Source organism: Ruegeria sp. BB10 (assembly GCF_056535725.1).
Genome location: NZ_JBQFIW010000001.1, coordinates 3,664,583 through 3,689,013 on the forward strand (window position 1 = coordinate 3,664,583; position 24,431 = coordinate 3,689,013).

The 24,431-nt window shown below is 59.0% G+C and carries 22 protein-coding genes; 16 read left to right on the plus strand and 6 right to left on the minus strand.

Annotation, left to right across the window (positions count from 1 at the left end):
• Positions 1-16 precede the first annotated feature (16 nt).
• Positions 17-1,537: a trimethylamine methyltransferase family protein gene (locus tag ACR3EP_RS18695; protein WP_480638942.1), complete on the minus strand. Its 1,521-nt coding sequence runs from the start codon at positions 1,535-1,537 to the stop codon at positions 17-19.
• Between the two features lie 182 nt (positions 1,538-1,719).
• On the opposite strand from ACR3EP_RS18695, the gene ACR3EP_RS18700 reads away from it, so the two are divergent.
• Together ACR3EP_RS18700 and ACR3EP_RS18705 are read left to right on the plus strand one after the other, a co-directional pair.
• The gene (locus tag ACR3EP_RS18700) at positions 1,720-4,155 is read left to right on the plus strand and encodes a GcvT family protein (protein WP_480638943.1); all 2,436 of its coding nucleotides are present in this window, start codon (positions 1,720-1,722) and stop codon (positions 4,153-4,155) included.
• Positions 4,156-4,245: 90 nt separating this feature from the next.
• The gene (locus ACR3EP_RS18705; RefSeq protein WP_170350904.1) at positions 4,246-5,217 is read left to right on the plus strand and encodes a LysR family transcriptional regulator; all 972 of its coding nucleotides are present in this window, start codon (positions 4,246-4,248) and stop codon (positions 5,215-5,217) included.
• On the opposite strand, the gene ACR3EP_RS18710 is transcribed toward ACR3EP_RS18705, so the two are convergent.
• A complete protein-coding gene (locus ACR3EP_RS18710) occupies positions 5,214-6,239 on the minus strand; it encodes a LacI family DNA-binding transcriptional regulator (RefSeq protein WP_480638944.1) in 1,026 nt (341 codons plus the stop codon). The genes ACR3EP_RS18705 and ACR3EP_RS18710 overlap by 4 nt on opposite strands.
• A 138-nt stretch (positions 6,240-6,377) precedes the next feature.
• Here ACR3EP_RS18710 and ACR3EP_RS18715 point away from each other — a divergent pair, with 138 nt between their 5' ends.
• From ACR3EP_RS18715 to ACR3EP_RS18765, 11 genes are all read left to right on the plus strand, one after another.
• Positions 6,378-6,563, plus strand: a complete 186-nt coding sequence (locus ACR3EP_RS18715; protein ID WP_170350906.1) for a hypothetical protein — start codon at positions 6,378-6,380, stop codon at positions 6,561-6,563.
• Between the two features lie 24 nt (positions 6,564-6,587).
• Positions 6,588-7,733 (plus strand): TRAP transporter substrate-binding protein, encoded by a 1,146-nt coding sequence (locus ACR3EP_RS18720; RefSeq protein WP_170350907.1) that lies wholly within the window; start codon positions 6,588-6,590, stop codon positions 7,731-7,733.
• A gap of 111 nt (positions 7,734-7,844) precedes the next feature.
• A complete protein-coding gene (locus ACR3EP_RS18725; RefSeq protein ID WP_170350908.1) occupies positions 7,845-8,357 on the plus strand; it encodes a TRAP transporter small permease in 513 nt (170 codons plus the stop codon).
• An 11-nt stretch (positions 8,358-8,368) separates the two neighbouring features.
• Positions 8,369-9,697 carry a TRAP transporter large permease gene (locus ACR3EP_RS18730; protein ID WP_058282850.1) on the plus strand — a complete coding sequence of 443 codons (1,329 nt, stop codon included), beginning with the start codon at positions 8,369-8,371 and terminating at the stop codon, positions 9,695-9,697.
• Between the two features lie 12 nt (positions 9,698-9,709).
• A complete protein-coding gene (gene hisD, locus ACR3EP_RS18735) occupies positions 9,710-11,017 on the plus strand; it encodes a histidinol dehydrogenase (RefSeq protein ID WP_170350910.1) in 1,308 nt (435 codons plus the stop codon).
• Complete coding sequence (locus tag ACR3EP_RS18740) at positions 11,010-11,771, plus strand: SDR family NAD(P)-dependent oxidoreductase (protein WP_480638945.1); 762 nt, start codon at positions 11,010-11,012, stop codon at positions 11,769-11,771. The genes hisD and ACR3EP_RS18740 overlap by 8 nt, the downstream gene beginning before the upstream one ends.
• On the plus strand, positions 11,768-12,748 hold the full coding sequence (locus tag ACR3EP_RS18745) for an alcohol dehydrogenase catalytic domain-containing protein (protein WP_480638946.1): 981 nt from the start codon (positions 11,768-11,770) through the stop codon (positions 12,746-12,748). Before ACR3EP_RS18740 ends, ACR3EP_RS18745 begins: the two co-directional genes overlap by 4 nt.
• Positions 12,749-12,771: 23 nt before the next feature.
• Entirely contained in the window at positions 12,772-13,182 is a 411-nt protein-coding gene (locus ACR3EP_RS18750) for a universal stress protein (RefSeq protein ID WP_170350913.1), read from the plus strand.
• Between the two features lie 48 nt (positions 13,183-13,230).
• The gene (gene comD, locus ACR3EP_RS18755; RefSeq protein ID WP_170350914.1) at positions 13,231-13,737 is read left to right on the plus strand and encodes a sulfopyruvate decarboxylase subunit alpha; all 507 of its coding nucleotides are present in this window, start codon (positions 13,231-13,233) and stop codon (positions 13,735-13,737) included.
• Positions 13,734-14,288 carry a sulfopyruvate decarboxylase subunit beta gene (comE, locus tag ACR3EP_RS18760; RefSeq protein WP_480638947.1) on the plus strand — a complete coding sequence of 185 codons (555 nt, stop codon included), beginning with the start codon at positions 13,734-13,736 and terminating at the stop codon, positions 14,286-14,288. The genes comD and comE overlap by 4 nt, the downstream gene beginning before the upstream one ends.
• The gene (locus tag ACR3EP_RS18765; protein WP_480639045.1) at positions 14,288-15,388 is read left to right on the plus strand and encodes an alpha-hydroxy acid oxidase; all 1,101 of its coding nucleotides are present in this window, start codon (positions 14,288-14,290) and stop codon (positions 15,386-15,388) included. The genes comE and ACR3EP_RS18765 overlap by 1 nt, the downstream gene beginning before the upstream one ends.
• Before the next feature lie 9 nt (positions 15,389-15,397).
• Here ACR3EP_RS18765 and ACR3EP_RS18770 read toward each other — a convergent pair whose 3' ends face one another.
• The 4 genes from ACR3EP_RS18770 to ACR3EP_RS18785 are packed head-to-tail and all read right to left on the minus strand — an operon-like array spanning position 15,398 to position 20,959.
• A complete protein-coding gene (locus ACR3EP_RS18770) occupies positions 15,398-16,138 on the minus strand; it encodes a maleate cis-trans isomerase family protein (RefSeq protein WP_480638948.1) in 741 nt (246 codons plus the stop codon).
• Positions 16,135-17,217, minus strand: a complete 1,083-nt coding sequence (locus ACR3EP_RS18775; RefSeq protein WP_480638949.1) for a pyridoxal phosphate-dependent aminotransferase — start codon at positions 17,215-17,217, stop codon at positions 16,135-16,137. The genes ACR3EP_RS18770 and ACR3EP_RS18775 overlap by 4 nt, the downstream gene beginning before the upstream one ends.
• Positions 17,214-18,863 (minus strand): hydantoinase B/oxoprolinase family protein, encoded by a 1,650-nt coding sequence (locus tag ACR3EP_RS18780; protein WP_480638950.1) that lies wholly within the window; start codon positions 18,861-18,863, stop codon positions 17,214-17,216. The genes ACR3EP_RS18775 and ACR3EP_RS18780 overlap by 4 nt, the downstream gene beginning before the upstream one ends.
• The gene (locus ACR3EP_RS18785) at positions 18,860-20,959 is read right to left on the minus strand and encodes a hydantoinase/oxoprolinase family protein (RefSeq protein ID WP_480638951.1); all 2,100 of its coding nucleotides are present in this window, start codon (positions 20,957-20,959) and stop codon (positions 18,860-18,862) included. Before ACR3EP_RS18785 ends, ACR3EP_RS18780 begins: the two co-directional genes overlap by 4 nt.
• A gap of 306 nt (positions 20,960-21,265) precedes the next feature.
• Between ACR3EP_RS18785 and ACR3EP_RS18790 the strand changes: the two genes are divergently transcribed.
• From ACR3EP_RS18790 to ACR3EP_RS18800, 3 genes are read left to right on the plus strand one after another with little or no spacing between them, the layout of a single operon-like run.
• The gene (locus ACR3EP_RS18790) at positions 21,266-22,564 is read left to right on the plus strand and encodes a hypothetical protein (RefSeq protein WP_480638952.1); all 1,299 of its coding nucleotides are present in this window, start codon (positions 21,266-21,268) and stop codon (positions 22,562-22,564) included.
• Positions 22,565-22,584: 20 nt separating this feature from the next.
• Positions 22,585-23,703, plus strand: a complete 1,119-nt coding sequence (locus ACR3EP_RS18795; protein WP_480638953.1) for a cytochrome-c peroxidase — start codon at positions 22,585-22,587, stop codon at positions 23,701-23,703.
• Complete coding sequence (locus ACR3EP_RS18800; RefSeq protein ID WP_480638954.1) at positions 23,703-24,425, plus strand: MbnP family protein; 723 nt, start codon at positions 23,703-23,705, stop codon at positions 24,423-24,425. Before ACR3EP_RS18795 ends, ACR3EP_RS18800 begins: the two co-directional genes overlap by 1 nt.
• Positions 24,426-24,431 lie beyond the last annotated feature (6 nt).

A 24,431-nucleotide genomic window follows, 5' to 3' on the forward strand; every position in this document is an offset into this window, starting at 1 on the left:
AAATGGTCTGGCGCGTTCAGATCAGAATGCGAAAGCGTTTGCGGATTTCGGCATCCTGAGCGTCGGTCAGATACTTCGGATGATGCGTGGCCAACACCTCTTTGGCCTTTTCGCGTGCCGCCGACCAAGCGTCTGGTGCGCCTTCTTCCTGCCACGTGCGCGGCTCGTTCCTATCGGCCAGGTCCGGGTAGAAGTAATCCCGCTCCATCGCCGCGTACGTATGCGAACTGCCCAGAAAATGACCGTCTCCCAGAACCGAATGGCAGATCGCGTCGAAGCCCAGGTTTTCCTCAGTCACTTCGATCCCACGCAACGCCCGGTAGGTGTGCGAGTGCATTTCGTTATCCAACACAAAAGCCTCGAAACTGACACCCAATAGCGAGGCAGTCATGCCCGAGCTTTCATAGATCAGGTTGCCCCCGGCCAGTGCGGCAGCCAGCGATGTCATACCCTTTTCCGCGCCGTATTGCGCGTCGATGGCCTTTGCGTCGGCCATCGACGCCGCGACACCCGAGGGCAAGCCCAGCCAGTTTGTGATCTGCGCCGAGGCGGCGTTCAGGATGGCGGTTTCACCGCTGCCCCCGGCAAACGAGCCAGTGCGCAGATCAACGATGAAAGGCCAGTTGGAAAACACCATCGGAAAGCCGGGCTGGATCGCGTTGACCATGACCAGGCTGGCCAGCGTTTCGGCCAGTGATTGTGCAAGAAATCCGGCGAGCGTTGCAGGGGCTGTTGCACCGGCCTGCGCTGCGGTGATGCAGGACATGGGGATATTGTTTGCGATACATTCATAGACCACGTCCACAGCATCTTCGCCGTAACGCAGCGGAGATATTACCGGGCTGATATGGGCCTTCAGAAAGGGGCGTTTTGCGAACTCACCCGGTCCGCCGGCCACGATATCCAGCATCTCGACAATCGGGGCGACATTCTCGGCCAGCGTGAATGAAGTTGCCACTGGTTTGGTCGTGTTGCGCACCAGTGCATAGACTGTGTTGATGTCCAGATCGCGCACATCCGGCAGGTCGGTCGCCACGCAGCAGCGGGTGAACCAACTGACATTGGCTAATGTGTCTTGCAATCGTGCGAAATCGCTCAGATCGGCCAATGTCGACGGGCGGTACAGGCCGGTTTCCATGTCCAACGTCTGTACGGCGGCCCCCCCAGTGCCAAAGAACACGCGGTCGCCGCCAACCTCAATGGACCGGGTTTCGTCGCGACCGTGGAAAGTGAATGTCTTGGCAGCGCTCTGGATCACGCGCTCTACCATTTCACGTGGGAACACCAGCCGACCCTGTTCACCCGGTTGTGCGCCGGCCGTTTTTAGATCAGCGGCCAGCCGGTCAGGCACCTCGCCCATGCCCAATGTTTCCAGCAGGTGTAGGGCGGTGTCGTAGATTTGTGTGATCTCGGGCTGCGTCAATGGCTTGAACGCGCCGCCTTTTTGACCGGGCGGACAGGGATCGATCACAGGCTTGGCCGCGCGCTGCGCATGCCGGGCCCGACGACCGCTTCGTTTGGCACCTTCCGAGGACATCCCTTTCCTTTCCCGCGCGTCTTTCGGAAACCCTAATCGGCAAATCCAGTTTGCAGCAAAGGGGAATTGCGAATTTCAAAATCCTCAATCGCAGTTTCGATTTTTCAATACAGTCGATGCCTCTGTTGTCGGCTCAGCCCTTTTTTCCGCAAGACTTGTCGGGGACAAGAGGGAGCAGAGCCATGAAGTCGCGCACCAAGGTCGTTGTCATCGGCGGCGGGATCGCCGGATGTTCAACGCTGTACCACCTGACGCAAGAAGGGTGGACGGATGTGGTTTTGGTCGAGCGGAACGAGCTGACTTCGGGCACGACATGGCATTCGGCGGCACAGGTGACGAATTTCGGCATGAACCAGACAATGGTTGGTCTGAAATCTCATTCGATCCGGTTGTACAAGGAACTGGCCGAGGACCCGGATTATCCGATCAACTATCATCATGGCGATGGTGGTATCCGTCTGGCCAACACGCAGGCCCAGATGCAAGGCTATCGCCATTTCGCATCGATGGCACGCGGGATGGATGTGGAATTCGAAGTGATCGACGCCGAGGAATGCGCTCGCCGCCACCCTTTGATCTCGAGCGAGAACCTGATTGGCGGGCTGTGGGATCCCATGGATGGAGACATCGACCCGGCCCAGCTGTGTCAGGCGCTGGCGCGCCGGGCGCGCAAAGCCGGGGCCGAGGTCTATCGCAACACCCCCGTTACGGCCTTGACACAACACAGCGACGACACTTGGACCGTGCATACAGAACATGGCGACATCGACTGCGATGTTTTAGTGAATGCCTGCGGCTACAGGGTTAACGAGGTTGGCGCGATGATGGGGGTTCACCATCCGGTCGCGTCGATGGAGCATCAGTATTTCCTGACCGAAGAAATCCCCGCCATCCGGGACGCAGGACACCGTATGCCGCTGCTGCGCTGTCCGATCAGCGACTATTACTGCCGCCAGGAAAAGAACGGGCTGCTGCTGGGGTTTTATGAGCAGGATTGCAAGACCTGGGGGATGGACGGGATCGACCCAAACTTTGTCAACGCCTTGTGCCCTGATGATCTGGATCGGGTGACTGACGTGCTCGAAGGCGCGTTTGCCCGAATGCCCGCACTGATGGAGGTCGGGGTCCACACGATTGTCAACGGGCCGATTACTTATACGATTGACGGCGCGCCTTTAGTTGGGCCGATCCCCGGCAAGCGCAATGCCTTCTGTATCATTGGGCTGCGTGCGGGGTTGGGTGAAGGGGGCGGCCATGGCTGGTTGCTGGCCCAGCAGATCGTGCATGGAGAGGCCTGTTATGACACTTGGTGTCTGGACCCGCGCCGGTTCACGGGTCATGCGAATGTGGAACTCACGGCGCTGAAAGCAATTGAAGACTATCAGAACGAATTCCGGTTTCACTTCCCCCATGAACACCGCCCTGCCGGACGACCGGCCAAGACGACGCCGTTAACGCCGGTGTTGGCGGCAGAAGGGGCGGAATTCACCGTGGTCAACGGGTGGGAAAGGGTGGAGTACATCAAGCCTTCCCCCAGCTTTTCTCCGACGCTTAGTTTCGATTTTGACGAAACCTTTGATCTGGTCGCGGCTGAGGTGGCAAATGTGCAAACCGGCGTCGGGCTGGCCGAGGTGAATGGTTTCAACCGGATCGAAATCACGGGTGCGGATCGGCATGCCTTTCTGGACCGGATGTTCTGCGGCACCGTCACCCGGCGTGAGGGCCGGGTGGGGCTGGGGTATTTGTTGAACCATCACGGCATGGTCAAGGCCGAGGCGACCGTTACCAACCTGCCCGCCAGCGATCGGGGCCCCGCCCGTCTGTGGTATGGCTCGGCCGCCGCCAGTGAATTTCACGACATGGATTGGCTGGCACAGCATGTTAGGGCCAGTGAGGACGTTCAGCTGCGCAGCCTGACCAGCGATCAGACCATTCTGGTGCTAGCTGGCCCGAAAGCCCGCGATGTACTGTCTGCCTGCGCACGTGGCGATTGGTCCGCTTCGGCGTTTCCGTGGCTCAGCGTGCGGGAATGTTTTGTCGGGATCGCCCCGGCGACGGTAATGGGTGTCAGTTTCTCGGGCGAGTTAGCTTATGAAATACATGTGCCCAACGCCTCGCTTTATGCAGCCTATCTGGCATTGCGTCAGGCCGGGGGCGCGTACGGGTTGAAACTGTTCGGCGCGCGGGCAGTGGAATCCATGCGCATGGAGAAGAGCTTTCTACATTGGAAGGCCGATCTGATCACCGAATTTGATCCGTTTGAGACGGGGCTGGATCGCTTTGTGAAGCTGAACAAGGGTGAATTTATCGGGCGCGACGCATTACTGAAACGGCAGGCAGAGGGCGCGCGCAAAAAACTGGTTGCTCTGCAGGTTCATGCAACACAACAGCCTGCGCATCCCGGCGCGTCATTGATGCAAGGTGAGCGTGTTGTGGGCACAATTACCTCGGGCGATTGGGGGCACCGCACCGGGCTCAATCTGGCATATGGGTTTGTCGATCCCGAACTGGCCGATATCGGGGCTGAAATGGAGCTGGATTCCTGCGGTCATCGCGTGCGCACTACGGTCATACCGCCGTCACCCTACGATCCGGGATTCGAGCGGATGCGAGAGTAATTCCAGCACGTCAGTCAACTTCACCATTGCCGCCAGCGCAAAACTTTGCTTGGGTTCGTTTCGAAGAAATCGAAACAATGGGTGTTCGCGGTGTCGAAATCTCTGAGCCTTCGTTGGCTGGAAGTCTTCCGACTGGTGGCCAAATCAGGGTCGATCCAACAGGTCGCATCCGAGACGGGGCTGTCGATCAGCACCGTCTCGAACCACCTGCGTAGCCTTGAGGGCGCGCTGGGCGTCGATCTGGTCGATCACGGGCGTCGCCCAATGGGTCTGACCCCTGCGGGTGAGGTTTTTGCGCGATATGTTCGCGATGGGCTGACTGTGCTGAAACGGGGCGAGGCTGAAATCCGGTCCGGCAACTGGCAGCATGCAACAGACCTGCGGCTGGCCCTGATCGACGATTTCGACAATCAGATCGCGCCGGATTTATTCCGCTTTCTGGCTCAGGCCCTGCCGCGATGCAGTTTCCGCCATTATACGCGCCCTAGTCACGAGATCATCGCCAACCTGCAAGAGCATAAACTGGACGCTGGCGTCGCCACGCGGCCTTCGGAACGGACGGAAGGGCTGATCGAATACCCGCTGATGCGCGATCCGTTTATTGTGATCCTGCCCATTGGATATCAGGGTACACCCGAAGATCTGCTGACGCCTGATGCAGAGTTGCCTCTGCTGCGCTATTCACGCGACCTTATGATCGGCAAACAGATCGAGATTCAGCTGACCCGCAGCAAATACAATCTGCCCAACCGGTTCGAATTGGAATGCAATCACTCGATCATCGGGCTGGTTGCCGAGGGTAGCGGCTGGGCAATTACGACCGCCGCCTGTTTCCATCGCGCTCAGAGGTTCCACGACAGTCTTAGGGCGATCCCGTTTCCGGGGCGGAACTTTGTGCGCACCGTGTCGCTGTTCACAACCGAGGTGTATCCCGAAACAACCTCGAAACTGATCCAAAAGGTAATGGCGACGCTGATACGGCAGCATTTCACCGACCCCATGAGTGCGAGTCATGCCTGGCTAAAAGATGATTTCCGCACCATGGAGGCCGAAGCCGCCTAGCTGTCAGCAGGCGGCCCGAGGGATTGGCCCTCTACGATATGTGTGTCCAGCCGCTTACCGCTGCCACCTGCCTGGTTTTCAAGCATTCCGATCAGCTCTGATGCGGCCCTGCGGCCCATTTCCCGGTGCGGGACGTGTACGGTTGTCAGGCGGGGCGTGACAATCCGGGCCAGCTCGATATCGTCAAATCCGGTGATGGAGACATCCCCGGGCACATTCAATCCCATTTCCTGCGCCCGATGCAGGGCGCCCACGGCTAAAACATCGTTGCCGCACAGGATCGCGGTGGGCGGCATATCCTGCGCCATCAAGCCCGAGAAGGCCGCGGCCCCGTTTTCAATCTCATAAGGGGTTTCGATGATAGCCAAGTCTGACAAGGCCAGATCGTTCTGTCTGACCGCATCCTGTACACCTTCGATCCGCAGGCGTGCGCGATCATTGCCTGCGCTGATGCCTGAAATCACGCCGATCCTTCTGTGGCCCAAACCGATCACACGGTTTGCCAGTTCGGCCATTGCCGCACGGTTGTCAAAGCCGATACAGGGAAGCTGCCCATCGGGCAGGTATGACCAAGCGACCAAAGTTGGAATTTTCCATCGCTCAAGGTTTTCGTAAATCTGCGGTTTGCGATCATGTCCGATCAACAGCAAGCCGTCCGCGCCACGCGCGACCAGCGTTCGGATCTGCTCTTCCTCGATCTCCGGTTTGTAGGCCGAACTTGAGACCAGCAGCGTATATCCGTGCTGGTGCAATTCTTCCTGAAACGCCTGCAGGCCACGGGCGAAGATGGCGTTCTCCATCGTCGGAATAATCGCACCAATCGTCGAGGATCGCTTGGCTGCCATCACGCGCGCAGCAAAGTTTGGCACGTAACCCAGCGCGTCTACAGCTGACTGAACGCGCTGGCGCGTCGCCTTGACCACCTGATCTGGGTTGTTGAGGCAACGTGATACGGTTGCGGTCGAAACGCCAGCCAGTTTGGCCACATCATCCAATGTTGGCGCCGATCCAAGTTTCGACATTTTCAAATCCGCCATTCACTTTTGCCAATAAGTCTAAACTTAACCGGGTCGCAAGGAAAGCCGTTATGTAAGCGCTTGCATTTTTTATGTAAGCGCTTACAAATGAGATCGGGCCGATTCCAAAGGGAGTCCTGAGAAATGTTTCTGACCGCATCCATCATCGTGTTCGTCATCTATTTTGCGAACGTTGCCATGGGGGCATTTGCGGGCAGCGCGTTTCTTGGGGACGTAGGAGAGATGTTGGTCCTGTTCGCGGCGTCGATCCTGTTCGTTGTCGCAATTCTGAAAAGGGAAGCTGACCGCGACGCAGAAAGCGACGGCTGACTTTTTTGCTTGGGAGGGCAATTAATGAACAACGACAAAAAAGAACTGGCCTCGGCAGAGCGCCGCAATTTCCTGAAGCTCAGCGCTAGCGGTGCATTCACTGCTGCACTCGTGGCCGGAGCAGGCGGCGTGCTGTGGTCATCCGAAGCGGCAGCGCAAACCGCAAAAGAGGAAAAAGAGCGTGAAAACGCTGCGGATCATGTGATGACGATCGCCACGGCCTATGTGCTGGGCGCGTCGCGCAGCTATCCGATCATGCAGCTGGATCTGAAGGAAAACATCCAGAATGCCACCAACGGCAAAGTTTATGTGAAACTGGCGCCGGGTGGTCAGTTGGGTGCAGGCGGTTCGCTGGTGCAGAAAGTGCAAGGTGGCACCATTCAGGCCGCGCAACATTCGCTGTCGAACTTTGCGCCTTTTGCGTCCACCGTTGACCTGATTAACATGCCGTATCTGTGCGGCTCGAACCAGCGTTTCACCAATCTGGTGCATTCCGAAACTTGGAAGAATGAGGTCCATCCCAAGGTCGAGGCCGCCGGGTTCAAGGCGCTGTTCTATGTGGTGATCGACCCGCGTGTCGTTGCGGTGCGTCAGGGCGGGAACCCCATTGTCACACCAGCAGATATGAGCGGCGTGAAGTTCCGCGTGCCGGGCTCAAAAATGCTGCAACAATACTACCGGATGGTTGGCGCGAACCCGACGCCGGTGGCCTGGGGTGAAACACCTTCGGCAATCAAACAAGGCGTGGCCGATGCGCTCGATCCGTCGGTCGGCGCGCTTTATGTCTTTGGGTTTAAAGACATTCTCAGCAACGTGACCTTCACGCAGGCGGTGCCGGACAGTCAGGTTTATTCCTGTAACCTGGAATGGTTCAACTCGATGCCTGCGGATGTGCAGGAAGGTATCATGTGGGGGGCGGAAATGACCAGCCACCAGAACCTGTCCAAAGTACCCTCGGCACGCGCCTTTGCCATGGCTGAACTGAACAAGGCCGGTGTGCAATTCCAGTCGCTGACAGATGATCAGTTGGCCGAGTGGAAAGATGTCGGTGGCTATCAGCGGTCGGAATGGGATCCGTTCAAGACCGAGTTGGCCGGATCAATGGACAATTTTGAAAAGCTGGTCGAAGCGGCCGGAACGCAGGGCAAATACTACGTCCACGACGCGTAATACCAAGCCGACGGGCGCAGCCAACGTGCCCGCTATCATCCTTAGCAGTCAGGCCGAAACCGGCCCGTAACAGAAGGCCAACGCCTGACTGCTCTTTTGTCGAGGGATACGATGACCGTTCTTCAAAACATAGACCGCAACGCCGAACGCTGGCTGCTGCTGGTGTTCTACGTGATGCTGGTGATTACGATGGCCATCGAGGTTCTGCGGCGAGAGATTTTCGCGTTTTCCTCGATCTGGGGTGAGGAAATCGTTCGCTATTCCTTCATTTATCTTGCGTGGATCGGGGCTGCGGCTGCGGTCCGGGAACGCGCCCATATCCGCATCGACGTAATCATGCATTACTTGCCGCAACGACCCAAAGCGCTGTTGTATATATTCGGCGACCTGGTGATGTTCGTCGTGGCGATCATTGCACTTTACTGGTCGTTCGAGGCGGTCCACGTTTCGGCCAAGTTCGGCTCGGTGACGGACGGGCTGCGAGTGTCCAAGGTGTGGTTCCTGATGGCGGTGCCCACCGGATTCGCGCTGATGATCTGGCGTCTGATCCAATCCTTCCTGCGTGATTTGAAATCCCTTCGTGACGGCACGCCCGTTTTCGAAGGCGACAAGCTGTTTGACTGAGGAGAAACAGGATGCTCTGGAATTCCCTCAATCAAACCGTTGAGCTGGGCTGGGATTTTTATCTGCCTGTAATCATGTTCGTGGGCCTGATCGCGCTTGCGGTTCCGGTATGGGCCGCGATTGGTACGGCTGCGATTGTCATGCTGATTATGTCGGGCGACCTGCCGCTCAGCCTTGTTGGCGAAAGCCTGTTCACCGGCATCGACGCTTTTGCGCTGACCGCCGTGCCGCTGTTTATCCTGACCGGCGACGTGCTGGTGCGCACTGGGCTATCGCGCAAGTTTCTGGATGTAGCCGAGGCGCTGACCTGTTTCGCCAAGGGCGGTTTCGGATCCGCCACCGTTTTGGTCTGCGGCATGTTCGCGGCCATTTCCGGCTCGGACGCGGCGGGGGCTGCCGCAGTGGGCCGCATGACCATCAACCGGCTGGTCGAAAGTGGTTATCCGCGCCCCTATGCCTGCGCGCTGGTGGCCGCCGGTGCCTGTACTGGGATCCTGATCCCGCCGTCCATCGCCTATATCATCATCGGCCTTGTTCTGGGTATTTCTGCCTCGACCCTGTTCTTGGCGGCGTTGATCCCCGGTTTGGCCATTCTGGTGTCGATTCTGGTCACCAACATCATCATGAATCGCCTCTATGCCTATGAGGGCGGCGGCATGATGACTATGGGCGAATGGCTGGCCAATCTAGGCAAAGCGCTGAAATCCGGCTGGTACGCCTTTATCGTGCCAGGCATTATCTTTTATGGTATCTTCTCGGGGCGTCTGACTCCGACGGAGGCCGGCGCCACCGCCGTTGTTGTCACTATCATCATGGGCTTTATCCTGCGTACGCTGACGCTGGCCGATTTCCCCTCAATGCTGGTCAGTTCCGCCAAGGTGAACGGCGTTATCCTGCCCATCATCGCCTTCTCCGCTCCCTTAGCCGAGGCGCTGGCGATCATGGGTGTGCCGCAGGGGTTCGTGGCCTCGATCACATCGTTGACCGATGACCCCTATCTGCTGATCCTGCTGATGATCGGCATCCTGATTGCCGCTGGATGTGTCATGGAAACGACACCGAATATCGTCATCCTTGCCCCCATCCTCAAGCCGTTGGCGGACAATATCGGCATGAACGAAATTCAGTTCTGTATCATGATGATCACCGCGTTGGGTGTGGGTTTCATTACCCCGCCTCTGGGCCTGAACCTGTTTGTCGTATCTGGCATTACAGGCGAGTCCATTCTGAAGATTGCCGCCCGTGCTGTGCCTTTCGTATTAACGATGCTTATCGTGGTTTTGCTGATCGCGTATGTCCCGGCGGTGTCGACCACTTTGCTACCTGAAATCTACCAATAGGACTTGCTGACTATGCCTCGTGACTATCTGAAAAAGGCGACGCTGACCCCTGAATCTCATGCGTCCGAAGTGCATGAAACGGTCAAGACCATCCTTGCCGATATCGAGGCAGGTGGCGACGCCAAGGCCATGGAATATGCCGCCAAGTTCGACAAATTCGACGGCAATGTCCTAATGACTCAAGACGAGATTGACGCCGCCATCGCGCTGGTGCCGGAAAAACTGAAGGCTGACATCCGATTTGCCCATGATAACGTGCGCCGCTTTGCGGAAACGCAAAAGGCAACCGTGTCCGATGTTCAGATGGAGATCGTTCCGGGTTTCGTCGCTGGTCAAAAGGCAATCCCGGTGGATGCGGCGGGATGCTATGTGCCTGGTGGCCGGTACAGCCATATCGCAAGCGCGATCATGACGGTTACGACGGCCAAGGTTGCCGGGTGCCGCCATATCACGGCCTGTTCCCCTCCGCGTCCTGGCGCAGGGGTTGCCCCGGCGATTGTTTATGCGGCGCATATCTGCGGGGCCGACAGCATTCTGGCCATGGGCGGCGTGCAGGGTGTGGCCGCGATGACCTATGGCCTGTTCGGATTGCCGCGCGCCAATATCCTGGTTGGTCCTGGCAATCAGTTTGTCGCCGAAGCCAAACGTATCTTGTACGGCAAGGTCGGCATCGACATGATCGCAGGGCCTACTGACAGCCTGATCCTTGCCGACAGTTCATCCGATGCGCATGTGGTTGCGACCGATTTGGTCTCTCAGGCTGAACACGGCTATAACTCGCCGGTTTGGCTGGTCACTGATGATCGTGCCCTGGCCGAAAAAGTGATGGAGTTGGTGCCAACGCTTATTGAAGACTTGCCGGAACTGAACCGCGAAAACGCCTCAGCCGCGTGGCGTGACTATGCCGAGGTGATCGTTTGTTCGGATCGTGAAGAAATGGCGGCCTGTTCTGACGAATACGCGCCCGAGCATTTGACCGTTCAGGCCGAAGATCTGGATTGGTGGCTGAATCGGCTGACCTGCTATGGCTCGTTGTTTCTGGGTGAGGAAACGACGGTTTCTTACGGCGATAAGGCGACCGGAACCAACCATGTGCTGCCGACATCAGGTGCCGCCAGCTATACCGGCGGTCTGAGTGTTCACAAGTACATGAAAATCGTCACCTGGCAGAGGGCCACGCGCGAAGGTTCAAAGCCTATTGCTGTGGCAACTGCCCGGATTTCCCGCCTGGAAGGGATGGAGGGGCACGCCCGGGCGGCAGATGTTCGTCTGGCCAAGTATTTTCCTGATGAACAGTTTGACCTGACGTCAGATGGATGACCCCCGATCTCTCTTTGATCTGACGGGGCAGGTGGCCTGCGTGACCGGGGCCAGTTCGGGGCTTGGTCGCCGGGTGGCGGTTGTTCTGGCTGCTGCCGGTGCTCAGGTGGTTGGCGTGGCTCGCCGGGCCGAGGCACTGTCAGATTTGAAACGCGAAATCGGTGAGCGTGCCGAAACCGTGGTTGCCGATGTGGCCGATCGGTCGGTGACAGGGGCGTTGGTGGAACAGATAGGCTCGAAATTCGGATCGCCGGACATTGTTATTCACGCGGCCGGGGTAAACACGCGTGAAGCAGCGGATGATGTCTCCGCCGAAGGTTGGGATGCCACGCTTGCGCTGAACCTCAGCGCGCCGTTTTTCCTGAGCCAGGCGATGGTGCCTGCCATGAAGAAACGCGGTTGGGGACGGATTGTGAATTTCGCCTCGCTGCAAACCACACGGGCTTTTCCGGGGGGCATTGCTTATGGTGCAACCAAGGCCGGGATCGGGCAACTAACGCGCGCCATGGCCGAGGCTTGGTCGCCGCACGGGATCACCGCCAACGCCATCGGGCCGGGGTTCTTCCCGACCGAACTGACCCAAGCCGTGTTCGATGATCCCGAACGTGCCGCTCGCAACGCGGCTCAGACTTGTACCCAGCGCAACGGGCGGGTCGAGGATATCGACGGGCCGATCCTGTTTTTGTGCTCGAAAGCTTCGGATTACGTCACCGGGCAGGTGCTGATGGTTGACGGAGGGTTTACGGCAAAATGAAAGCTCTAGTCTATGAAGGTGTAGAACAAGTGGCCTTTCGGGATGTCCCGGATGCTGCGCCGCGGGAAGCCGAACATCTTATCCGGATCGAGGCCGCCGGCATCTGCGGATCGGACATGCACGCCTATCTGGGCCACGATGCACGCCGCCCGGCACCCTTGATCCTTGGGCACGAGGCCGCAGGCACGATTGTAGGCGGCCCACGCGATGGCGCGCGCGTCACCATCAACCCGCTGGTGAGTTGTAGCAAGTGCAGCGCGTGCAAGTCGGGGCGCGAGAACCTGTGCGCCGACCGTCAGATCATTTCAATGCCACCGCGTGAAGGGGCCTTTGCCCAATATGTCGCCATGCCTGCCAGCAATCTTGTCGAGGTACCCGCACACGTGAGCTTTGCAAAGGCTGCGCTGGCCGAGCCTCTGGCGGTCAGTTGGCACGCGGTCCGGCTGGGCCTTGAGGCGCTGCATCCCACGATGGATCGCAAGGCGTTGGTGATTGGCGGCGGCGCCATCGGTGTGGCCGCAGCGCTGGCATTGTCTGCGATGGATGTTGATGATGTGGTTATCGTCGAACCCAGCGACGGACGGCGCGCTTATTTGCAGAGCACTGGTGCGTTCAACGTGGTCAAAGAGACGATGCAAGACTTCCCCCTTGTGATCGACGCGGTCGGTTTTGCTGCCACTAGGTCCCTGGCCTCAACGATGGTTCAGCCGGGCGGGGTAATTGCCCATGTCGGGTTGGGAGAAGACGCCGGAGGGCTGGATATACGTCGCATGACCTTGCAGGAAATCACTTTTATCGGCACCTATACATATACGGCCGAGGATTTCCGGCAAACCGCGCAGGCCATTTTTGATGGCCGATTGGGTGGTTTGGATTGGGTTGAAGAACGGGCCCTGTCTGAAGGCGCCGAGGCGTTTCGTGACTTGCGCAATGGGGTCGTTGCGGCACCGAAAATCATCCTCATGCCGTGGGCATAGGCCCGGAAGAAACGGAGGGATTCATGTATAAGAAAATTCTGGTTCCAATGGCGTTGGATCACGATATTTCGCAACACACGCTAGAGGTCGCCCGCGCGCTGACCGCCGAGGGTGGCGAGATCGTCGCGCTGCACGTCTATGAGATGCCACAGGGTTCGGTCAGTGCCTATCTGGACAAAGAGATGGTCGCGGAAGGCTTTCGGGCCGCTGCCAGAGTATTGAAAGAAAAGACCGAGGATCTTGAGGGCATCCAGCCCGAGATCGTCAAGGGCCACACCGCCCGGAGCATCATTGACTACGCCAACAGCAATAATTTTGACTGCATCGTCATCGGTTCGCACAAGCCGGGCCTCAGCGACTATTTTCTGGGATCGACCGCGTCGCGCGTCGTCCGTCATGCCGGATGTGCGGTGCATGTGCATCGTGGCATCTGAACCATCAATCGCGCCCCGGGCGCCCCAAACAGGACTGACAGACCGGAAATGAACATAGACAAGAAGATCACTGACGATCTGGTGGCGAACGATATTTCGTTTGTGACCACCGTCCCGTGTAAGCAGCTTGCTGGCGTGATCGAGGAGATCGACGCGCGGGAAGAGATTTTCCACATCCCGTCAAACAAGGAAGACGAAGGGATGGGCCTGTGCGCAGGCGCGTGGATGGGCGGTAAGCGCCCGGCCATCATCATGCAGAACACCGCGATTGGAGTGACCATCAACACGCTGGCAACGCTGATCCAGTATTATCGCATGCCGCTGCCCATGCTGATCTCATACCGTGGAGAATTGCGCGAACCCGTTGCCTGTCAGGTCGAGATGGCGGTGCATACCAAGGCCCTGTTGGCGCAGATGAACATCCCGACCTACCACTTTCACCATCAGGCGGATGTCGAGGAACTGGATGCGATCCTGAAATACACCTTCATGTGCAACAAGCCGGTCGCAATCCTGACCGATGCCAATTTCTGGGGAGGCTACGGCGACCAATGATCCGTTCTGAGATTCTGAAAGAAATCGCCCCGATCCTGCGTGATCAACTGGTTGTCTGCAACATCGGTATCCCCAGCCAGGAACTGCACGCAATCGATGATCAGCCGAACAATTTCTATATGCTGGGCACGATGGGGCTGGCCTCATCCATCGGTCTTGGGCTGTCGCTGTCGCAGCCGAAGCCGGTGATAGTGATTGACGGGGATGGTTCGATCCTGACCAATCTTGGCACGCTGCCGACCATCGCCAACAACGTGGCCGATAACTATATCCTGCTGATCGTCGACAATGGCTCTTATGGCTCAACCGGGGATCAACCGACCTATGCGGGGCAGAAAACTTCTCTGGCGAAAATGGCCGAGGCCGCCGGGTGCGAACGTGTGATCGAATGCCAGGCCGAAGATACAGGCCGTGTGCTGCAAGAGGCGCTGGATGCCAAACAGATGACCATCATTGTCAGCAAATGCGAAAGCGGTAATGCCAAGATGCCTGTCATCACAATGGATCCGGTAGTCATCCGTGACCGCTTTATGAAGGCCGTTCAGGCTTGATCCCAAGCAATGCGATCCACAGCGCAGAAGACGCTCGCCGCATTTCGCGGCGGCGTCTGCCGTGGATGGTATTCGACTATATTGACGGCGCGGCGGGGCTTGGAACCGGCGCGGCCCGCAACCGTGCCGCCCTGGACGCTATGACAATACGCCCGCGGGTGTTGCGGGACGTCAGCGAACGGTCTCTGGCGACCGAAGTCTTTGGCCAGCCCACACAACGCCCCTTCGGCATCGCGCCAATGGGCATGTGTAACCTGTCCGCACCCGGGGCTGATCTGATGCTGGCCCGTCTGGCCGCGCGGTATTCCGTGCCCTTGGGCGTGTCCACGGTCGCTTCGACGTCGATGGAGGAGATTATTGTCGAAGCCGAAGGCAACGCCTGGTTCCAGCTTTATTTCAGCGGCGACGGCTCGGGCACGTTCAAGCTGGTCGATCGCGCCCGCGCTGCAGGTTACGAGACGCTGGTGCTGACCGTGGATGTTCCCGAGGTCGGGCGACGCCCACGTGAGCTGCGCCATGGGTTCAAGATGCCCTTTCGGATCGGCCCACGCCAATTCGTGGACTTTGCCCTGCATCCGAAGTGGTCCCTTTCAACCCTGATGGCAGGTAAACCTCAGATGGCGAACTTTCTGACTGAGGGTTACGAGTTCGACCGCACCGAAAGCCGCGCAAAGGCAACATGGGAGACGCTGGCCCGTCTGCGCGATCAATGGGAGGGCAAGCTGGTCGTCAAAGGGGTGCTGGACCCCGAGGACGCGCTGGCCGTGAAAGCAGCGGGCGCTGATGCCCTTCAGGTCTCAAGCCATGGCGCGCGGCAGCTGGATAGCGCCCCGGCGGCGATTGAAGCGCTGCGAGAGATACGCACCGCCGTGGGCGACGAATACCCGTTGTTCTATGACAGCGGGTTGCAGTCCGGTGAGGACGCCATAAAGGCCCTATCCGCGGGTGCGGATTATGTGTTCTTTGGCCGCATCCTGCAATTTGCCATGGCCGCCGCAGGCGAGGCGGGCCTGCAGCAGCTTTGGGATGTGTTGAGCGAAGAATTTAGCATCACCATGGCCCAAATCGGAGTGACATCCGTTGGTGAACTGAAGGATTGACCGCTCGGATCACCTTTCGCGTTCCAATAGCTGTCCGTACCCGGGGATGGGTTCATCGATATTCAACAGTTGCAACGCCTGAAACAGCATCGCCTGGTTCGAGCTGATCACCGGTTTCCCAACCGCGTCTTCCAGCCGGGCTATGACCTCGACGCTGCGCATGTCGGTGCAGGACAGAACCAGCGCGTCGACCTCGGGGTGATCAGCCCCGCGGCCCAGTTCGAATACGGCATCCGGCTCCAACGCCCCCTGGCCTTCATTGCCAAGCGGTTCAGACACTTCCGAGCGTTGGATCGTGTCCACCCCCAGCTTGCCCAGAAAAGCAATTGCCATGTCGTTGATCGCCGGAACATAGGGCGAGGCGAAACCGATACGCTTGGCCCCCAAGGTGGACAACGCATGGACCAACGCCCCCGCTGCGGTCACCGTCTTGGCCCCGCTATCGGCGCTGATGCGGTTGGCCAGATCTCGGTCGAACTCAGGGCCATGAGTCAGCGTGGCCGAGGTGCATCCATAAAAGACAACGTCCGGCTTGGTTCCCATCAACAGTCGCAAAGGCTCATCCAAGTCGGCGGCCCCTAGATCGTGCATCTGGGATTCGTCGGGGATTTCATCCTCGTCATACCCACCCAATCGGGCTACGTGCAGTGAAACGCCTGCCGGGGACATCAGGGCCAGGTCAGGCTCAAAATTGGTGTTGGTGAAGGGCACCAGCAGGCCGAACCGGGCCCGCCCTCTGGAAGCTGTCATATCTGTCCCTCCTGTTTCCATTTCGTCAGGATTTCTATCGCTTTGACCAGCGCCGCCTGCGGACCGACGGTCATGCGCAGGGTATGAGGCAGGCCCGCGCCGCCTTGCGGGCGCAGGAACACGCCCTCGGACCGCAACCTTTGATCCGCGCTTGCTGCGGCTTCGGTGCTGCCCATGTTGAGCAGCACAAAGTTGGTGAAACTGGGATAAGGCGCGAACCCGGCCTGTTTCAACTGGGCCGTTGCCTGATCCCGCAAGCTTGCGGTGATCGCGCAGGTTTCGCGCATATAGGCATCGTCCCGCACGGCTGCCGCGGCAGCGATTTGGGCGCTGGCCGGGACGTTGTTCGGGTTCATCACTTTACGCAACTCTCTGGCGATGGCAGGTGGGAACAGACCCCACCCGACGCGAAACCCCGCCATGCCGTATGCTTTAGAAAACGTGCGTAAAACGACTGTGTTTCCGCCCTGAACCAGATCGAAACACCGCTCGCCCAGGTGATCAGAAAATTCGCCATACGCTTCATCGATCACCAACAGGATGTCAGGCCGCAGGCCCTGACACAGGCGGACAAGTTCGGCTTTCGGAATGCGCGTGCCGGTCGGGTTGCCGGGGTTTGCGACGAAGACGATCCCGGTATCAGGTTGGACCGCGGCAAGCATGGCGTCGACACTGACGACGGCATCTACTTCGGCGGCAGGGTCGAACCGCGCGTTTGTCACCTGCGCCGCCGTTTGAAAGAACGGATAGGCATGGGCGGGCGCCAGCACCGCCCGGTCTGGCCCGGCGAACACGCGCGCCAGGCATCCGATCAGGTCGAGCGATCCGTTGCCGCACAAAATACCATCGGGATCTATTCCGTGCAGTTCGGCCAGTGCGTGCCGCAGGTCCGTCCAGTCCGGATCGGGATAGAGCATCGAGCTGCCCAACGCCTGCGCTGCCGCCTCGGTCGCCTTGGGGCTGGGCGGGCGCAGGCTTTCATTTTGCGACAGCGAGATCAGGGTTTTGCCCTCGGGCGCGTCAAGGTTGGCCAGCGCATAGGGGGACATGCACGCAATATGCGGGTGCGGTTGGGTCATGTTTGCCTCCGATACTGGGTTTGGGCCATCGCCTCGCTGACAAGGCCCGCGCGGACGTCGCTTTGCACCGCCTCCTCCGGGCGTTCCTCGGGCAGGCCAAAGCCACCCCCACCCGGAGTTTCAAAGATCAGCGTTTCACCGGCCTTGATCCGAACCTCACCTTTGCCCGGCAGTTGGCGGTTTTCCGGCATCACGGTGATGCGACCGGGCGCGCCGTCCAACCCACCTTCTCGGCCGTTGGCAGGGTTCTTGATCCGCTCGACCGACAGGAACAGCATCAAATCCTGATCCTTGGACGCGCTGAGTTCGATATGCTGCCCCAGACCGCCGCGCAGACGCCCGGCGCCACCGGAATCGGGCCGCAGTTCACGACGGTGAAACAGCACAGGGGCAACCGCCTCGGTGGTTTCGACCTGACTGCCCCAAACGCCGCTGGGAAAGGCCGTGGCCGACAGACCGTCCAGCCCGGGGCGTGCGCCTGTGCCGCCATTGAACACCAATTCCAACGCAAACTGGTCATCGCCCCGGTCGATCGCTTCAGGCGCGTGGCGCAGGGGCAGATCGTACATGCATGATGCCCCCTCGGCCGGAACCTTTTCAGGCAGGGCCTGCGACAGGCAGCCATAGACCAGGTCGGGGGTCATCTGCCCCAACGTATGCCGCATCGCCACCGGTGCCGGAGGTTGCGCGTTCAGGATACAACCCTCGGGGCCCGTCACCCGAAACGGATCGAGCGAACCCGCATTGTTCGGGATATCCGCCCCGATGATGCAACGCAGGGCAAAGACGGAATAGGCGGTTGCATAGTTCAGTGGCACGTTGATCCCTTTACCCACACAGGCCGCTGTGCCGTCGAAGTCCAGCAACAGGTGATCATCGGCGATGGTCAGCGCTGCGTGCAGCTCGATCTCTTCGTCGTAACCATCTACTTTCAGCACGTGTTGCCATGTGCCCTTGGGCAGGCCGGCGATAGCATCTAGCGTGCCGCGACGTGACGTTTCGATGATGTAATCGGACAGCGCGCTCAGGTCGGTGATGCCAAATTCCTGCATCATCTGAACCAGCCTTGTTGACCCGGCCTCGCAACAGGCGATCAGGGCATAAATGTCGCCCTCGTTGGCGATGGGCTCGCGAGAGTTGGCTTTGACGATCTCCAGCACCAGCGCGTTGACCTCGCCTTGGCTGACCAGTTTGCAGGGCGGGATCAGCAGCCCTTCGTCATAGATATCCGACCCTTCCGGCCCCATGCCCAACCCGCCGAGGTCGACCAGATGCGAGGTACAGGCCGTATAGCCGATGACGGTATCGCCGTGGAACACGGGCATCATCAGCAAAAAGTCGTTCAGGTGACCCGAGGCGATCCACGGATCGTTGGTCATATAGATGTCGCCGGGTTTCATATCGGTCTGGGCAAATCTGGCGCGCAGGGTTTTGACCGCCTCAGCCATGGTGTTGATATGTCCCGGCGTGCCGGTGACAGCTTGTGCCAGCATCCGACCCTGCATGTCGAATATCCCGGCCGAGATATCGCCGCATTCGCGCACGATCGGACTGAAGGCGGCGCGGATCAGCGCCTGCCCCTGTTCCTCGACCACGGCCAGAAGTCGGTTCCACATCACTTGCAGGCGTGTATCTGCTTGGATCATCCCTGTGCCTCCTCTTGCCGCGTCAGCCAGATATTGCCCTGGCCATCCACGGTTGCGCCGAAATCTGCGCTAACAAATGTGGTCGTTTGTGCCTCGACAATCAGCGCCGGACCGCTGAGCGTTGATCCCGGCGTCAGGTCGGTGCGGCTGTAGACGCCTGCAGAGCGCCATTCCCCGGTAATGTCGCACAGGATCTGGCGCTGTTCGGTCGTTTCCGCCTGCCGATGACCCGGGTTTCCAAGATACGGCTCATGTGTAGGTGCTGGCGATGAAACGGACAGTCCCCAGTTCAGAATCTCGATGGTCATGCCGGGCACGATACGGCTGAATTGTCGGCTGTATTCCGTCTCAAAAGCTTGCCTTAGCGCGTCGAGATCCGAGGCGGCCATAGCCCGATCCGGCAGGCTGATTTCGATCTCATGCCCTTGCCCGTGATATCGCATATAGGCGATCCGGCGTTGCAGCAATTCGCCGTCGGGCGCACCGGCGCGGACAACCTGTTCCGCTTCGGCCTGCATACTGTCGAAGAACTGGTTCAACCCGTCGATATCCAGACTGTCCAATCGGGCATAGCGTGACCGGATGACCTCATAAGAGACCGGTGCAAACAGGAACCCGACGGCCGACCCGACGCCCGGATCACGCGGGATCAGTACGCGCCGCATCTGGGCGCGACGGGCCACACGGGTGGCGTGCAGTGGACCGTTGCCGCCAAACGCGATCATAAGCCGATTGCCAAGGTCCTTGCCGGATTCGACCGCGTGCATACGACCTGCGCTGGCCATGCTTTCGTCGACAATCTCACTGACCGCAAAGGCGGCCTGATCGGGGTTAAGGCTCAAAGGGTCGCCCACATCTTTCGCCATCGCCTGTTGCGCTGTGCTCTGATCGATCTGCAGCCGTCCTTCGGCAAAACGCCCAGGCTCGATCAGACCCAGCGTCAGATCGGCATCGGTGACGGTGGGGTTTTCCCCGCCCTTTCCAAAGGCTGCCGGGCCGGGGTCTGATCCCGCGCTATGGGGGCCGACCTGAATGCGACCTAGACGGTCGACGCTGGCGATGGAACCGCCTCCAGCGCCGATTTCGATCATCTCGATCACAGGTATCCGAACCGGCATGCCTGAGCCTTTGATAAAGCGTTCGGCCCGCGAGATTTCGAACTTGCGCGCGGTCTGAGGGCGGTACTCGTCGATCAGGCACAGCTTGGCCGTGGTGCCGCCCATGTCAAAGGACAGCACGTCCGCCTCTCCAGTGGCCTCGGCGATGCGGGCGGCGAGAACGGCGCCACCGGCGGGGCCGGATTCCACCAACCGGATCGGTAGCCGGGCAGCGGTGTCGAGCGTGGTCATGCCGCCACCTGCTGTCATCATCAGGATCGGGCAGGTTAATCCCATCTGCCGAAAGCGCGCCTCAAAATCCTGCAGATATCCGGCCATGAGCGGCTGCACGTAGGCATTGGCAATGGTGGTACACAGCCGGTCGAACTCGCGCGCTTCGGGGCTGACCTCGTGGCTGAGTGAGATGACCAAATCGGGCATATGCAGCGCCAGCAGATCGCGCAGGGCCAGTTCATGTGCAGGGTTGGCATAGGCGTGCAGCAGGCAGATGGCGACGGCCTCGACCTCAAGCGCCGTCAGTTCGTCCACCAAAGGCGCGATGGCCGCAGCGTCCAACGGTTCCAGTTCCTGCCCGTTGACGTCCATGCGCCCACCGATGGTCAGCGAATGGGTGCGCGGCACGATCAGGTCGGGTTTGACCAGATCAATCGCATATTGGCTGTAGCGCCGTTCATAAGCGATTTCGAGGATATCCCGGAACCCTCGCGTGGTTATGGTGGCGGTCGCGGCCCCGCGCCGTTCGATCAACGCATTGGTGGCGAGCGTGGTGCCATGAATGAAACCGGTTACCCGATGCCAATCGGCACCAGCGGCTTCAAGCACATGCGTGGCACCCGCAACGGCACCAAGGGCAGGGCGATGTGGAGTGGTGGGAGTTTTGGTGGTTGCCACCACCTGCGATGCGCTGTTCAGCAGGACGGTATCAGTAAACGTACCGCCGATATCGATTGCCATGCGCAATCCATCTGGTTGGATCATTTGGGTATCAGCTTGAAAAGGTGGAACAAACCCGAAGCCGGGTCAGATGATAACGGTCTGTCCCCGCGGGTTAGACGACCAGATCGCACCCGGTGTCGCGACGCATCATCGGTTGTCGAAGGGTGGCTGTCACAGCTTCGGTTCCTTATCCTCTGATGCCTAGAACATTGAGTGAGGAATGCCCCATCCGTCAACAAATCTTTCGGCCCCCATGAATTTGGTTCCATTCCAGTATTGTGATATGACGTGGGGTAAGGTGCATCTTATTCACAAGTATTCCTAAATTTCATCTCAGGGGGGGAAGTTATGAAATTCAGCCATACTACACGTAGTGTTCTGATCGGTGCGGGCCTGATACTGGCAGGTCTGTCGCCCGCATTGTCGCAGGACCGCGAGGAAAGCCAGGGCATGGTGCTGTTGCGCGGGCTGCCGACGCTGGATACGAGTCACAGTATCGCAATCATTGAGCTGGACCCGGAGTCGGATCGGTTCGGAGAAATCCTCAGCGAAGTAGAACAGCCTGAGATGGAGCATCCCTTGCACCATCTGTATTACAGCCCGAATGGCAGGCTCTATGCCACGGGGCTTGATCCCTCGTGCAGCCTGGCCGAGGTCGGGTTGGCCCGCGATGCGGGCGGTGCGCCGGTGATTTCGGGCTTTACCTGTCTGGATACGCAGGGACAGATGGTCGGTGAAGACATCATGTGGGCCAATTCGAACGGTCAGGAATACATGTTCGTGACCTTCATGGGCGGAACCGGCGGCGATGATGGCGGTTCGGTGGGCGTTTTTGATCCACAGACGAATGAGGTCGTAAAAGTGATCGAAGCCCGCAAAAGCCAGGTGGGCGAAGGCGCGCCCTATATCATGTATCCGCATGGTATCTCGGCTTTTGAGGACCGCATGGTCGTGACCTCGACCGTGCATCCGGATCTGGCCACCGGTGTTGGCAACATGCTGACGATCATTGATCTGAACGCGCTGGAGCCCATTGAAAACATCGTGGTTGAGAAAGAAAAGCCGCTGGACTTTCCGTCCTCTCCGGTCGAGGTGCTGTTTGCCCGCCCGGGCATGCATCCAGATATCGAACCGGCCATTCTGGCCAATACAATGTTCGGGTTCGAGACGTGGAAAGTACCTTATGACGCCAGTTCCAAAAGTTTTGGTGAGGCCGAAGTGATCTATAGCGGTGTTGCCAATGAAACGGCTGTACCTCTGGAATTCTACGGCACCGAGGATGAGCTGTTCATCTCGCATGCCCTGCCGGGTGTGGTGAAACGCTATGAATTGGCCGCGTTGCCCGAGCTGGTGCCCAGCGGGCCGGATATCGTCGCCGATCCGGGGGCGCATCATATGATCTTTTTCACCTCGGCTTCGGGGCGCGATTTGATTGCCGTTCAGAACAATCTGCTGAATCTGGGCAACGGGGCTGAAGATGATCCGACCGATGTGGATTTCATCGCCGATCTGGCCAGCCATACGATCTCGGTTCATGATCTGGAGACCGGAGAGCGTCTGGCCACGATTGATTTCAAAGAGCGTTACAACAAGGGAGTGGATAACCTCGAAGGACTGTTCGGCTCGGGGTTTGTTCACCACCACTGACGGCCGTTGGGGGGGGCGGAATGCGTTGGGTTGTGTTGATCCTGGCCGCCGCAGGGATTGCGGTGGCTGGTTGGATGGTCTGGGATCGGATGCGCGGCCCGACGGCAACGCCCATTGCCGATTTCTCAGCCCCTTTTGTGTTCGGGCGGTTTGCCGTTCCGCCCTACAACCCGCTGACGCAAGAGGCGTTCACGTTGGGCCGGCACCTGTTCTATGACCCCATCCTGTCGGGTAACAATGAGGTGTCCTGCGCAACCTGTCACGTGCAGGAATTGGCGTTTACCGATGGGCTGGCAAAGTCGCCGACATTGTCCGGGGGTGAGCTGGACTTTAGTTCGATGAGCCTCGCCAATCTGCTTTGGGGGCAGGAGAGGTTTTTCTGGAACGGCCGTGCGACCTCGTTGGAAGAGCAGGCATTGATGCCGATCCAACATCCGGATGAGATGGGGCAGGATATCGATGCGCTGATGGAGGAGCTTCAGGCCTCAGGGTCTTATCGCAAGATGTTTCGTCAGGCCTATGGTGCGGTCACGCCCGAAAATACAGCCAAGGCGCTGGCGACTTTCATGCGGCTTTTGATCTCGTCAAACTCGAAATACGATCAATACCTACGGGGTGAGGTCCGGCTGACCGCGCAGGAAGAACATGGGCGCAAGCTGTTCATGGCGCATCCCGATACCAAGGTGTCCCTGAGGGGCGGCAATTGCATCGATTGCCACAGTCAGTTCCTGACCTCGGGCTTTCGCGATGCGCTGGATGGGTTTTCCAACAACGGGCTGGATCCGGATGAGACCTTGCCCGACGGTCTGATGGCGGTGACGGGCAACCCGGCGCATAAGGGGTTTTTCAAAGTCCCGACCCTGCGCAACATCGCCGTCACAGCTCCCTACATGCATGACGGTCGGTTTGACACGCTGGAAGACGTAATGGACCATTACAACGATGGTATCGTGGTCAGCGATACACTCAGCCCGTTGATCCTTGAGGCCGACAATGCGCCCGAGGCGGGGCAGGAAACGGTGGGCCTGCGCATGACGCCCGATGAAATCCAGGCCATCATCGCCTTCCTGCACACTCTGACGGATGAGGCGTTTCTGACCAACCCGCAGTTTTCCAACCCGTTCGAGGGAGGGTCGTGATGCGTCCGATCATTGTAATTTCAGCCTTGGTGGTCCTGATCGCGGGGTGGTTCGTGCTGAACCCGGGGCAAAACAAAGCCACGCCGATCACGCTGACATTCCACGCCCAGATGGGGGATGAGCCTCTGATCTATGATCAATTCATCTATGATAATCCGGGCGGGCAGGGTCAGTTCAGGGTTCGCGACTTCAGGTTCTACCTCAGCAACCTGTCTTTCGGGCACGGGGATGAGACCTATGCCGAACCCGAAAGTTATCATTTGCTGCGCTTTGACAATGCGGACAGCGCGCATTCGATCACCTTGCCTGCCGTGCCATTGCCATCGATTGAAACCGTGCGGTTCTTGATCGGTGTCGACCCGGCTGCGAACAGCTCGATTGAGGTGCGCGGGGACCTGGACCCCAACAGTCAAATGGCCTGGAATTGGGAGGTCGGGTACAAATTTGTCGTATTCGAAGGGGCGCTGCAAGTGGGTGGGGACGTGTCCCCCCTAGTCTATCACGTGGGGTTTTCCGAGAACGCGCGCGAGGTCGAGTTTTCAGTTCCGGCAGTGGTTTTGGCAGACGGAAAGCAAGAGGTTCATCTGACCGTCGATCTGGCGAAACTATTCGACAATGCGGCACAGATCGACATGCAGGCGCTGCCCTCGGTCAAGTTCAACCGCACTGATGCCGAGGTGCTGGCCAACAACTATGCCAACATGATCGCGCCGAGTTTCTGAGGGTGT

Bases quoted from the DNA above. Each gene is read 5' to 3' on its own strand.
- ACR3EP_RS18785 (WP_480638951.1), bottom strand. From the start codon at position 20,959: ATGATCCAACCAGATGGATTGCGCATGGCAATCGATATCGGCGGTACG.
- ACR3EP_RS18770 (WP_480638948.1), bottom strand. From the start codon at position 16,138: ATGACAGCTTCCAGAGGGCGGGCCCGGTTCGGCCTGCTGGTGCCCTTC.
- hisD (WP_170350910.1), top strand. From the start codon at position 9,710: ATGCCTCGTGACTATCTGAAAAAGGCGACGCTGACCCCTGAATCTCAT.
- comD (WP_170350914.1), top strand. From the start codon at position 13,231: ATGAACATAGACAAGAAGATCACTGACGATCTGGTGGCGAACGATATT.
- ACR3EP_RS18715 (WP_170350906.1), top strand. From the start codon at position 6,378: ATGTTTCTGACCGCATCCATCATCGTGTTCGTCATCTATTTTGCGAAC.
- ACR3EP_RS18780 (WP_480638950.1), bottom strand. From the start codon at position 18,863: ATGATCCAAGCAGATACACGCCTGCAAGTGATGTGGAACCGACTTCTG.
- ACR3EP_RS18795 (WP_480638953.1), top strand. From the start codon at position 22,585: ATGCGTTGGGTTGTGTTGATCCTGGCCGCCGCAGGGATTGCGGTGGCT.
- comE (WP_480638947.1), top strand. From the start codon at position 13,734: ATGATCCGTTCTGAGATTCTGAAAGAAATCGCCCCGATCCTGCGTGAT.
- ACR3EP_RS18745 (WP_480638946.1), top strand. From the start codon at position 11,768: ATGAAAGCTCTAGTCTATGAAGGTGTAGAACAAGTGGCCTTTCGGGAT.
- ACR3EP_RS18730 (WP_058282850.1), top strand. From the start codon at position 8,369: ATGCTCTGGAATTCCCTCAATCAAACCGTTGAGCTGGGCTGGGATTTT.
- ACR3EP_RS18710 (WP_480638944.1), bottom strand. From the start codon at position 6,239: ATGTCGAAACTTGGATCGGCGCCAACATTGGATGATGTGGCCAAACTG.
- ACR3EP_RS18725 (WP_170350908.1), top strand. From the start codon at position 7,845: ATGACCGTTCTTCAAAACATAGACCGCAACGCCGAACGCTGGCTGCTG.
- ACR3EP_RS18695 (WP_480638942.1), bottom strand. From the start codon at position 1,537: ATGTCCTCGGAAGGTGCCAAACGAAGCGGTCGTCGGGCCCGGCATGCG.
- ACR3EP_RS18740 (WP_480638945.1), top strand. From the start codon at position 11,010: ATGGATGACCCCCGATCTCTCTTTGATCTGACGGGGCAGGTGGCCTGC.
- ACR3EP_RS18720 (WP_170350907.1), top strand. From the start codon at position 6,588: ATGAACAACGACAAAAAAGAACTGGCCTCGGCAGAGCGCCGCAATTTC.
- ACR3EP_RS18700 (WP_480638943.1), top strand. From the start codon at position 1,720: ATGAAGTCGCGCACCAAGGTCGTTGTCATCGGCGGCGGGATCGCCGGA.
- ACR3EP_RS18800 (WP_480638954.1), top strand. From the start codon at position 23,703: ATGCGTCCGATCATTGTAATTTCAGCCTTGGTGGTCCTGATCGCGGGG.
- ACR3EP_RS18775 (WP_480638949.1), bottom strand. From the start codon at position 17,217: ATGACCCAACCGCACCCGCATATTGCGTGCATGTCCCCCTATGCGCTG.
- ACR3EP_RS18790 (WP_480638952.1), top strand. From the start codon at position 21,266: ATGAAATTCAGCCATACTACACGTAGTGTTCTGATCGGTGCGGGCCTG.
- ACR3EP_RS18750 (WP_170350913.1), top strand. From the start codon at position 12,772: ATGTATAAGAAAATTCTGGTTCCAATGGCGTTGGATCACGATATTTCG.